The following is a 12,111-nucleotide window of genomic DNA, read 5'->3' on the forward strand; positions in this document are numbered from 1 at the left end:
TTCTATTTAAAGTTGAAAATATTAAATTTTCTAATATATAAAAATTAAGCACATTAAGAAATTATGAATTTTAGGAGAGTGTTAATATATGAAAACAGTTTACATTGCTATGAGTGCTGATATAATTCACCAAGGGCATTTGAATGTAATAAATGAGGCGAGAAATCTTGGAGATGTAATAGTAGGTTTACATACTGATGAGGTTATAAGAGGCTATTGGAGAAATCCTATAATGAAGTATGAAGAAAGAAAAGAAGTTGTTAGTAATATTAAGGGAGTTCTATCTGTAATACCTCAAGATAGTTTAGATCAAGTTCCAAATCTTATAGAACTTAAACCTGATTATGTTGTTCATGGAGATGATTGGCTAGAGGGCTCTCAACAAAAACTTAGAGAAAAAGTTATAAATGCAATAAAGGAATGGAGAGGAGAACTTGTTGAAGTACCATATACTCAAGGGGTTTCTATTTCAAAATTAGATGAGGAATTAATGCAAATAGGTATAACACCTCAAATGAGAATGAAAAGCCTTAAGGAATTAATTTATTCAAAAAAACCAGTTAGAATACTTGAAGCTCATAATGGATTGACTGGACTTATTGTTGAAAAAACTAAAGTTGAAAAAGATGGGAAAATAAAAGAATTTGATGGTATGTGGATAAGTTCTTTATGTGACTCGACAGCTAAAGGAAAACCAGATATAGAATTAGTAGATTTAACATCAAGATTAAATACAATTAATGACATTTTAGAGGTCACTAGAAAGCCTATAATTGTTGATGGAGATACAGGAGGACAAATTGAGCATTTTGTTTATACAGTTAAAACATTAGAAAGATTAGGCGTGTCAGCAATTATCATTGAAGATAAGACAGGACTTAAGAAAAATTCATTATTTGGCACTGATGTGACTCAAACTCAAGATACTATAGAACATTTTAGTGACAAAATAAGAGCAGGAAGAGAAGCTAGAGCAACAAGTGACTTTATGATAATTTCAAGAATTGAAAGCTTAATTGCAGGGGCAGGAATGGACGATGCAATAAATAGAGCAAAAGCATATATTCAAGCGGGTACAGATGGAATAATGATTCATAGCAAAGAAAAGGATGGAAAAGAGATAGTTGAATTCTGTAGAATATACAATGAATTTGAAAATAGAGTTCCATTAGTAGTAGTACCAACTTCATATAATTTCATGAAAGAAGATGAATTAGTGGACTTAGGAATTAATGTGGTTATTTATGCAAATCACCTAATAAGAAGTGCATATCCAGCAATGGTAAATACTGCAAAGAGCATCTTAGAAAATGAAAGATCAAAAGAAGCTTCAATAAATTGTATGCCTATAAAAGAAATTCTTACTTTAATTCCAGGTGGAATGTGATTCAGTTAACAATTAACAGTTAACAGTTAACAGTTAGAAAATAAAATAAACAATTGATAATGAAGGATAAAATCCATTTAAGGGATTTTTAAAATATATTTTTAAAGACAACCTGCGGTTTTCATCCTTAATTGTACATTGTCAATTTTCAATTGTTAATTGAAAAGGGGGTTGAATTAAATGGTTGAAGTTAAAGAGTTTTATAATGAATTATTAAATAATAATATAAGTTTTTTTACAGGAGTACCAGATTCTTTGTTAAAATCTTTTTGTGCTTATATTAAGGATAATGTAAGTGCCCATAAGAATATCATTTCAGCTAATGAAGGAAATGCTATAGGATTAGCTTCTGGATATTATTTAGGAACAAGAAAAATTGGACTTGTATACATGCAAAATTCAGGACTTGGGAATGCAGTAAATCCACTTGCTTCCCTTACTGATAAATTAGTTTACAGTATACCAATGCTTTTAGTAATTGGGTGGAGAGGTGAGCCAAATAAGAAAGATGAACCTCAACATAAGAAACAAGGGCTAATCACTACTGAAACATTAGAAATGTTAGGAATTAAGTATGAGATTTTAGATAAATATACCAATAATAATGAAATGAAATTAAAAGTAAAAAAAGCATATAGTTATATGAAAGAAAATAATGAGCCATATGCTTTGATAATAAAAAAGGATACCTTTGATGAATACAAACTCAAGAGTAATACTAGTTTTGAGTTTAAAATGACTAGAGAAGAGGCTATAGAAATTGTAGTATCTCAGATGAAAGAAAATTCAGTAATAGTGTCAACAACAGGAATGGCATCTAGAGAGCTTTTTGAATTAAGAGAAAAGCATAAAGAAAATCATAACAAAGATTTTTTAACTGTAGGCTCTATGGGACATGCATCTCAAATTGCTTTGGGTATTGCATTAAATAATAAAAATCAATATGTTTATTGCATTGATGGAGATGGGTCTTTATTAATGCATCTTGGGAGCTTAGCTATAATAGGAAATGCAGAACCTAAGAATTTTAGACATATTTTAATTAATAATGGAGCACATGATTCCGTGGGAGGTCAAGAAACTGTTGGCTTAAAAATAGATACTTTAGCTATTGCAAAAGCTTGTGGATATAAGGAATGTTATTCATGTAGCTCAAAAGCAGAGTTAGTAAATTTATCAGAAAAAATAACAAATGTAGAAGGCCCTGTATTGTTAGAAATTAAAGTTAAGAAAGGGGCACGAAAGGATTTAGGAAGACCTACTACAACGCCAATTGAAAACAAAGAAGCCTTTATGGAATTTTTAGATAAATAAAAGATTAATCATAATAGGGAGGAATCAAAGTGGAGATTAAGAGAAATATATTATTAAATCCAGGGCCTGCAACTACTTCAGACACAGTAAAGCTCGCTCAAGTTGTGCCTGATATTTGTCCAAGAGAAAAAGAATTTGGAGATGTTATGGAGTTTGTATCAAAAGAGCTTACTAATTTTGTAGGTACTAATGATAAGCATACAACTATATTGTTTGGAGGATCAGGAACAGCATCAGTTGAAGCTATTTTAAGTTCAGTAGTAGATGATGGAACAATTATAATAATTAATAATGGTGCTTATGGAAAAAGAATGTGTGAAATAGCAGAAATATATAATTTAAATTATATAGAATTTAAAAGTTCACCTATAGAAGAAATAAGCTTAATTGAATTAGAAGAAATAATAAAAATACATAACTTAGAGAGTATAAGATCTGAAAAAACATCTATAAGCCATATAGCAGTAATCCATCATGAAACTACAACAGGAATATTAAATGATATAAAATCAATAGGAAGTATTTGTGAAAGGTATGAAATAGATATGATAGTTGATGCTATGAGTTCTTTTGCAGGGATTCCTATAAATATGGATGAAATGAACATAAAATACTTAGCTTCAAGTTCAAATAAGTGTATACAAGGAATTGCAGGAACAAGCTTTGTAATAGCTAATAAAGAATCTTTAGAGAAAACTAAGAGTATTAAACCAAGAAATCTTTATCTTAATATATATAAACAATATTCATATTTTAAAGATAACTACCAAATGAGATTTACTCCACCAGTGCAAGTTCTTTATGCTTTAAAACAAGCCATAGTAGAAGCAAAAGAAGAAACGATAGAAAATAGATATAAAAGATATAAAGATTGCTGTAAAATCCTTTGGGATGGCTTAGATAAACTTAAATTAAAAAGATTAGTAAATGAAAAAGCATCATCTATGCTTTTAACTTCAATTATTGAGCCTAAAATTAAAGGGTATAACTTCAATGATTTGCATGATTACTTATATAATAAAGGATTCACAATTTATCCAGGAAAAGTATCTTCTAAAAATACATTTAGAATAGCAAACATAGGAAAAATCTATCCGGATGACATGAATAAATTCATAGAAATATTAGAAGAATACTTTGTGGGTATTGCGCAACATAGATACCCAAAGTGAAAATTAGGGTTAATTGAATAAACTACCGAAATGAAGGTCATGCATTTGTTCGGGTTACTGAGGATTTAGCTGTGAATTTCTAACAGCAAAAGTTGTACCCATTTCCGCATGTTCCTAAAGACAAGCTTAGGACAATTTATCATTAAGATATGCCTATAGAATACTTTACTATAGGCATTGTCAACCTCAGAAATATAAAAATACTTGCATGAATATAGGCATACTTTAAAATTACACTAAACAAAGAAATCAGAGTTATGCTTTTGCGCAACGTTGCATCAGAGAATTTTCTGGGTATATTTCTTCATTAGAAGTTGTTCCAAAGATGCTTGTTCAAAGCTGTGGCTTTGAGGCTATCACTTTGGGCGCAACTTCTAATGTTAGAAATATCCAGAAAATTCTCAGCAACTGGAGCAAACGCATAACTCTGATTTCGGTTGTTAAGCAATAGATTTAAATTATCCTCAAACTGCAAGTATTTTTATATTTCGTCTGATTCGCAATCCCCGTATTTTATTAATTTTCATAGTTGAAAAATCTTGTAAAAGCTAGAGTTAGTAACAAGAAGATAACTGATGTTAATGCTATTGTGCCTCCTGGAGCACTGTTTATGTAATAAGAGAGTACTAATCCTATCATAACATCTAAAAATCCAAATAAAATTGAAAAAATCAAGGTTTTAGTGAATCCTTTTTTTAGTTGCATAGCAGTTGCTACAGGTACAACTATTATTGAAGAAACTACAAGGATTCCCATTACTCTTATTGAAAGAGAAATTGTAGCACCAACGAGTAATGTAAAGATATAGTTTACTAACTTAACATTAATGCCTGATGTTTTTGCACCTGTTTCATCAAAAGTTACATAAATTAATTTATTATATAGGAATAAAAGTGTTATAAGACAAATTCCACCTACAATAGCAATTAATAATATATCAGATTTTGTAACAGTTAAAATACTACCAAATAAAAACGAATCTACCTTAGCGGATGCCTTGCCACTACTTACTAAAATAATGGCTATACCTAAACTTAGAGTCAAAACAATGGACATTACAAGTTCGGCATATTTTTTATAATAAGTCCTTAAAGCCTCTATAACAAGAGCACAAACACTAGTGAATAAAAACGCAGTTAAAAGGGGGTTTGTGCCTATAACAAGGCCAATTGCAACTCCAGCAAAAGAAGAATGGGATAAGGTATCACCAATCATTGAATAACGCCTAAGCACAATAAAAAGTCCTATAAACGGACATAGAATAGAAACAATAAAACCTGCAATAAATGCATTTTGCATAAAACCTAATTGAAACATATATTATTACCTTCCTAATACCTATATTATTTTAGAAATTGAATCTTCAACTTCTAAATACTTTATAAAATCTTCTTTCGTAAATAATTTTAGAGTACCATTTTCTATTTTTAAAATATGTGTTGAATATTTTAATGCAATCTTAGTATTATGTTCAACAGAAATTATAGTTTTTCCTAAATCTTTATTTAAAGTTTGGAGTAATGGATAAATTTCATTTTGACTTTTTTCATCTACTCCAGTTGATGGTTCATCTAATATTATTAAATCCGGATTTCCAAGTAAAGCTCTTGCAATAAAAATTCTTTGCTGTTGGCCACCTGATAAACTTCCGATTAAAGTACTGTCAAATTCACACATATTAACTTTGTGTAAAGATTCTTGAACGCTTCTTGAATTTTTTATACCAACAGTCTTTGCATGACAAGACAATACTTCCTTAACTGTGATTGGAAATTCTGAATTGAAATTATCTAATCTTTGAGAAACATAAGAAATTTTATTGGAAGCTAAAGTAATTAACCCAGAATCAGGTTTTAAGATACCTAATATAAGCTTTATCAATGTACTTTTACAACTTCCGTTTTCACCAAGAATAGATAAATAAATCCCCTTAGGTATATGAAGATTAACATCTTTTAATAAATCATTTGCTTTTGTATATGAAAATGATAGGTTTTTTATAGTTATCAAATAATCAACTCCTTAAAACATTATTATATTATACACTTAAATGCAAATGATTTGCAATAGTGCATAATCCATATTGCCAAAATAATAAAGATTATTGAGTAAATATTTTTTCTAAATACCAACTTTTATTATCTTTCTTAAAACTTCCTTTAACAGAGACATTTTTATGTGGTTCATTTTTAGAAAGACCAGACGCCTCTACAACAGCAGTTTCACCATCACAGTAAATTAAAGACATTTTTTGAACTCTAAGAAGTTCGCTTTCTGATGAAAAATCACTAGTGAAATTATATTCCACAGCAAATCCAAGGTCTTTAGAATTACTGCGTATATATAGATCATGTGTTATGAAAAAAGAAACTATGGTTATAAGTCCTAAGGAAATTATTGCAGATAACATAACTTGTCTTTTAGCTCTTAATATAATTTTTCTTTCAAGTCTTCGTCTTTTTTTATAGACAAGGGATTCCTTTTTTAGTTGTAGATTATTTATCACAATGGAGACCTCCTTTATTTTAAAGCTTTGAATGATTAAATAGATTTTTGGAAAGATTATTTGATGTAATAAATATTTTTTAGAATAAAAATAACCATACGAAAATATTACCATAATTTTACATATAATAAAATTAAAAATCAATGACAATGTAAGGTAAAAAATATAATAATATGAGCAAATTCCAGTAATTAAAAGTGCACATTTTATTTATATGGTTATAAAATGTCTTTTTTGATATAATTTTATTTAAGACACATTCAAAAAAATAATAGGACGGTGAATTTATGGATTTTTCAAGTTTAGTATTAATGGAGAAAGATAAAGAAACAGGATTTATAAAAAAGGAATTAGGAAGTTTTGAAGTAAATGAAGGAGCTTTGTTTGTGAAAAAGCTTTATGTACTAGATGAAATTGTGTATATGCATTTTGATACAAATAAAAATGTGGAAGAATGGGAATACTCAGCAATATATGATTTATTTAATAGCGAAGCATTTACAGAAAGTGGTTATGAGATAGAAGAAGATTTAGAAGAATATAATCCTGCATATATAATAAAATTTAAGTATGAGGATGATTATGATTTAATGAAGAAAAAGATACAAGAAGCAGTAGGAACAATAGAAAGAGAAATGAACTCAGTATTTGAAGCGATACAAGGAAAAGAATCGGAGTATGCAGAATAATTATATATAACAATTCATAAGATATACTTATATATTAAATTGGTAATTTAGAAGTGATAATTGTCAATGCTCAATACTCAATGTTCAATTATTGACCATTGAACATTGGGCATTGATAATTGAATTCTGAAAAGAAAGGTGTGTTAAGATGAGTGAGTTAAAAAAAAGGGAAGAAATTGAAGAGAAGTTTAAGTGGAATGTAGAGAAAGTATATAAAAATATACAAGAATGGGAAAAGGATTTTGAAGATTTAAAAAATGAAGCAGTTAAATTGAAAAGTTATTCTGGAAAACTAGTAAATGGAGAAAAGATTTTAGAATATTTTAAATTAAATGAAGAAATATCTAGAAAAGCAGAAAAAATATATATTTATGCACATTTAAAATCTGATGAGGATACTTCAAATTCTACTTATCAAAGTTTAATGAGTAAAATTGATATATATATGGCTGAATTTGCAAGTTATACAGCTTTTTTTGTACCAGAAATTTTAACTTTAGAAGATAAATTTATTGAAAGTGAAATAAACAGATTAGATGAACTTAAGAAATTTGAATTTTTAATTAGAGATATATTAAAAGAAAAGCCACACATATTATCAAAGGAAATGGAAGAACTATTAGCAGCCGCATCAGATTGTTTAGATGCACCTTCAGCAATACACAATATTTTAACTAATGCAGATATGACATTTGGGAAAATAGAAGATGAAGAAGGCAATAAAGTAGAATTAACGGAAGGAAACTATTCTTCATTCATAAGAAGTAAGAATAGAAATGTAAGAAAAGAAGCATTTGAAAAATTATTTGGAGAATATGACAAACTAAAAAATACTTTAGCTACTACATTAACTTCATCACTAAAAACATTTAATTTTAGTAGTAAGGTAAGAAACTATAGTGGTGCATTAGAAGCATCATTAAAACCAAATAATATTCCACTCGAAGTTTATAAAAATGCAATTAAAGTCATAAATGATAACTTAAATTCACTTCATAGATATGTTAAAATTAAGAAAAAGTTACTAGGATTAAATGAACTGCATATGTATGATTTATATGTTCCTGTAATCGAATTACCAAAAGAAAAAATTGAATTTAATAAAGGTGTAGATATAGTATTAGATGCATTAAAGCCACTTGGAGCAGAATATTTAGATATATTTAAAAGTGGGATTAAAGATGGCTGGATAGATATATATGAAAACAAAGGTAAAAAAGGTGGAGCCTATTCATGGGGTGGATATGATACTATGCCTTATGTACTATTAAATTATAATAATGAACTTGGCGATGTATCGACTCTAGCTCATGAAATGGGGCATTCAATTCATTCATATTATTCAAGAAAAGAGCAATCATATTATTATGCAGGTTATACTTTATTTTGTGCAGAAGTTGCATCAACAACAAATGAGTCTTTACTTATTCATTATCTAATTGAAAAAGAAAGTGATGAAAAGAAAAAACTTTATTTAATAAATCAAGAATTGGAGCAAATAAGAACAACAGTATTCAGACAATTAATGTTTGCAGAATTTGAACTTTATACTCATGAAACATTAGAAAATGGAATGCCTTTAACAGCAGAAGATTATAATAAGGTATGGCATGATTTAAATGTTAAATATTTTGGAGATGAGATTGTAATAGACAAAGAAGTAGATGTAGAATGGTCAAGAATTCCGCATTTTTATTCTGATTTCTATGTTTATCAATATGCTACAGGATATGCAGCTGCATCAGCTTTTTCAAAATCAATTTTAGAGGGAAAAGAAAATGCAGTAGAAAAATATAAAGGTTTCTTAAAATCAGGCGGTAGCGATTATCCAATAAACATTTTAAAAAATGCGGGAGTAGATATGACTACGAATATGCCTATAGAAGCTACTATAAAGAGATTTAATGAACTTTTAGATATGATAGATAAGTAGATAAGTGAGAATCCAAATTTTACATTTGGTTCCTCCAACTTAGTTAACAACCAAAGGGCGTTAACCTCATTGAAAAATGATTTTGTGTGAATCAGTTAAGCAGACATCCCAATCTGTGATTTGATGATGGTCGCTTACTCTGTGAGCACTCAGCGAGTGTATATGAGTCGAGTTTCATAAAAAAATAAATAAATCTTAGAACAATGCACAATGAACAATGTACAATTCATAATTAAGGAACAAAGATCACAGAGAAAGTTTATTAATTATGAATTGTGAACTGTTAATTGTGCATTGAATTCTTATATAGGATAGGTAAATAATATGAAAAAATTCGAAGAAAGTTTTTATAAGATTTTAATAAATAAAGAAAATTTTTATATAAAACAATACTATAGCAATTTTCATGGTGAAGATAAGTTCTTAGCTATTAAGGAACTTAATGATGGTATATATTGTGCTTTGATAAGTAATGATGAAAGTGAAAATATAGATTACTCAGAAGCAATTAAGTATATAGAAACATTAGCGAAACCATTCTCTTTAAATATGATAATTTTATCACATAAAGAATATGTACAAATGGAGTATTCATCAATGAGACATAAACTTATTATAAATAAGGAAAACAATAATATTATCTCATGTGATAAATCATGTATACCATTAAAACAGATATTTGAAAATAATTTGCAAGAAAATAATTTTAAAATTAAGCGTACAAGAGAAAGTTTTTTTAAAGATAAAATAACTACATTAGTTATAATAATAATAAATATAATAATATTTATTGTTATGCAAGTTGTTATTATGAATATTACTAATACTGTGCGTGGTTCTTCAAATGGGATATCAAACGAAGTGATAAATAATTTGGTACTAATAAATTTTGGAGCTAAATATAATGTGTTAATTGAACAAGGTGAGATTTGGAGATTATTAACTTGTGCCTTTTTACATTCTAATTTAATTCATATAGCATGTAATATGTATTCGTTATATATAATAGGACCACAAATTCAACAAATTTATGGAACTAGAAAATATTTAATTATATATATTATCTCATGTATAACGTCAAGTTCGTTAAGTTATTTAATGAGTCCGAGTAGCATATCAGTGGGTGCATCAGGTGGAATATTTGGTCTTATGGGAGCATTATTATCTTTTGCTATTATAGAAAGGCATAAAATAGATAAAAAATATATATCAAGTTTAATGCAAATAATAGTAATAAATTTATTTATAGGTTTAAGCATTAAAAATATTGATAATTTTGGGCATATTGGTGGTCTAATTGGTGGTGCATTAGTAGGATATCTTGTTTATAGAGTATCAAGTAAAAGAATACAAGAAATACAGTATAAATGATTGCATAAAAAAGTGAAAAAAATTTTACAAAATGATTAAAAAATGAAAAAGAATTATTGGAAAATGATAAAAAATGCAGTAATATATTAAAGTAATAAGAATTAACAATAAGAAATAAGGAGATGTAAACTATGAATGGTAAAGAATATGTATCAAGTGTCTTAGAAAAAGTGAAAAAAACTAATGCTGCAGAAAAAGAATTCTTAGATGCGGTAACAGAAGTATTAAACTCTTTAATTCCAGTCTTTGATAAGCATCCAGAATTTACTAAAGCTGCATTGTTAGACAGAATAGTTGAACCAGAAAGACAAATTATGTTTAGAGTACCATGGGTAGATGATAATGGGGATGTACAAGTAAATAGAGGATTTAGAGTTCAATTTAATAGTGCTATAGGACCATACAAAGGTGGATTAAGATTTCATCCATCAGTAAACTTAAGCATAGTTAAATTTTTGGGATTTGAACAAATATTTAAAAATTCTTTAACTGGTCTTCCAATAGGTGGAGGTAAAGGTGGAGCTGATTTCGATCCTAAGGGAAAATCAGATAACGAAGTAATGAAATTCTGTCAAAGTTTCATGGCAGAATTATGTAAATATATAGGAGCAGATACAGACGTTCCTGCTGGAGATATCGGTGTTGGTGGAAGAGAAATAGGATACCTATATGGATATTACAAGAAAATAAGAAATTTAAGTGAAGGGGTATTAACAGGAAAAGGCTTAACTTATGGTGGAAGCTTAACAAGAACTGAAGCTACGGGTTATGGCTTAGTATACTTCACAGAAGAAATGCTTAATGACAATGGTGACAGTTTTAAAGATAAAACAGTTGTAATTTCAGGATCAGGAAATGTTGCAATATATGCAACACAAAAAGCTCAAGAATTAGGTGCTAAAGTAGTTGCGTTATGCGATTCAACTGGATACATATATGATGCAGATGGAATTAAATTAGACGTAATTAAGGATATAAAAGAAGTTAGAAGAGCAAGAATAAGTGAATACGTTAATGCAGTTCCAACAGCTGAGTATCATGATGGATGCAAAGGAATTTGGACTATTAAATGTGATATAGCTCTTCCATGTGCAACTCAAGGCGAAATAGACGCTGAAAGCGCTAAAATATTAGTTCAAAATGGAGTTAAAGTTGTTTCAGAAGGTGCGAACATGCCTACAGCTCTTGATGCAATTGAAATATTCCAATCAAACAATGTATTTTTTGGACCAGCTAAAGCTGCTAATGCAGGTGGAGTTGCTTGTTCAGCTCTTGAAATGTCACAAAATAGCATGAGATTAGCATGGACATTTGAGGAAGTTGATGGAAAACTTAAAGATATAATGAAAAATATTTATCACAACTCTAAAAATGCAGCTATAGAATATGGTTGTGAGGGTAATATATTAGCAGGTTGTAACATAGCTGGATTCATGAAAGTTGCAGAAGCTATGATGGCACAAGGAATTGTGTAATTTAAAGAAATTTTAAATATATACTACTAAATAAATTGATGAGTTATTAAGAGTGCCGTTAAAAGTAAACTTAATAACTCATTATTTTTATGATTTTTAAAGAATTTACACTATCTCAAAAAATTCCAATACAACAAATATTAACCTGTATTAAAAAAATAAATTTAAATATTAACTTTATCTTAAGAAATATAGGGTTGATTTTTTATTTCTATTGAAATATTATTAAATAGGAATAATATGAAAGAAAATATATATAAAATG

10 protein-coding genes are annotated in these 12,111 nt (G+C 28.4%); 7 read left to right on the forward strand and 3 right to left on the reverse strand.

Annotated features, from left to right (window positions below; genetic code table 11):
• Window positions 1–88 precede the first annotated feature (88 nt).
• The 3 genes from aepX to DIC82_07595 all read left to right on the forward strand — a co-directional run bounded on the left by aepX (window position 89) and on the right by DIC82_07595 (window position 3,873).
• Entirely contained in the window at window positions 89–1,387 is a 1,299-nt protein-coding gene (gene aepX / locus DIC82_07585) for a phosphoenolpyruvate mutase (protein ID AWK50887.1), read from the forward strand.
• Window positions 1,388–1,567: 180 nt separating this feature from the next.
• Window positions 1,568–2,701, forward strand: coding sequence for a phosphonopyruvate decarboxylase (gene aepY / locus DIC82_07590; protein ID AWK50888.1), 1,134 nt, complete (start codon window positions 1,568–1,570; stop codon window positions 2,699–2,701).
• A 29-nt stretch (window positions 2,702–2,730) separates the two neighbouring features.
• Window positions 2,731–3,873, forward strand: a complete 1,143-nt coding sequence (locus tag DIC82_07595; GenBank protein AWK50889.1) for a 2-aminoethylphosphonate--pyruvate transaminase — start codon at window positions 2,731–2,733, stop codon at window positions 3,871–3,873.
• A gap of 516 nt (window positions 3,874–4,389) precedes the next feature.
• Here the strand turns inward: DIC82_07595 and DIC82_07600 are convergent.
• The 3 genes from DIC82_07600 to DIC82_07610 form a co-directional block, all read right to left on the reverse strand.
• Window positions 4,390–5,190, reverse strand: a complete 801-nt coding sequence (locus tag DIC82_07600) for a metal ABC transporter permease (protein ID AWK50890.1) — start codon at window positions 5,188–5,190, stop codon at window positions 4,390–4,392.
• Between the two features lie 21 nt (window positions 5,191–5,211).
• Window positions 5,212–5,883 (reverse strand): metal ABC transporter ATP-binding protein, encoded by a 672-nt coding sequence (locus DIC82_07605; protein ID AWK50891.1) that lies wholly within the window; start codon window positions 5,881–5,883, stop codon window positions 5,212–5,214.
• A gap of 91 nt (window positions 5,884–5,974) precedes the next feature.
• On the reverse strand, window positions 5,975–6,379 hold the full coding sequence (locus DIC82_07610) for a hypothetical protein (protein ID AWK50892.1): 405 nt from the start codon (window positions 6,377–6,379) through the stop codon (window positions 5,975–5,977).
• A 287-nt stretch (window positions 6,380–6,666) separates the two neighbouring features.
• Here DIC82_07610 and DIC82_07615 point away from each other — a divergent pair, with 287 nt between their 5' ends.
• The 4 genes from DIC82_07615 (at window position 6,667) to DIC82_07630 (ending at window position 11,847) form a co-directional block, all read left to right on the forward strand.
• Complete coding sequence (locus tag DIC82_07615; GenBank protein ID AWK50893.1) at window positions 6,667–7,068, forward strand: hypothetical protein; 402 nt, start codon at window positions 6,667–6,669, stop codon at window positions 7,066–7,068.
• A gap of 148 nt (window positions 7,069–7,216) precedes the next feature.
• Window positions 7,217–9,001 (forward strand): oligoendopeptidase F, encoded by a 1,785-nt coding sequence (gene pepF / locus DIC82_07620; GenBank protein AWK50894.1) that lies wholly within the window; start codon window positions 7,217–7,219, stop codon window positions 8,999–9,001.
• 324 nt (window positions 9,002–9,325) lie between these two features.
• On the forward strand, window positions 9,326–10,372 hold the full coding sequence (locus DIC82_07625; protein AWK50895.1) for a rhomboid family intramembrane serine protease: 1,047 nt from the start codon (window positions 9,326–9,328) through the stop codon (window positions 10,370–10,372).
• 131 nt (window positions 10,373–10,503) lie between these two features.
• A complete protein-coding gene (locus DIC82_07630; GenBank protein ID AWK50896.1) occupies window positions 10,504–11,847 on the forward strand; it encodes an NADP-specific glutamate dehydrogenase in 1,344 nt (447 codons plus the stop codon).
• Window positions 11,848–12,111: the final 264 nt, after the last annotated feature.

The organism is Clostridium beijerinckii (assembly GCA_003129525.1).
Taxonomy (GTDB): domain Bacteria; phylum Bacillota; class Clostridia; order Clostridiales; family Clostridiaceae; genus Clostridium; species Clostridium beijerinckii_D.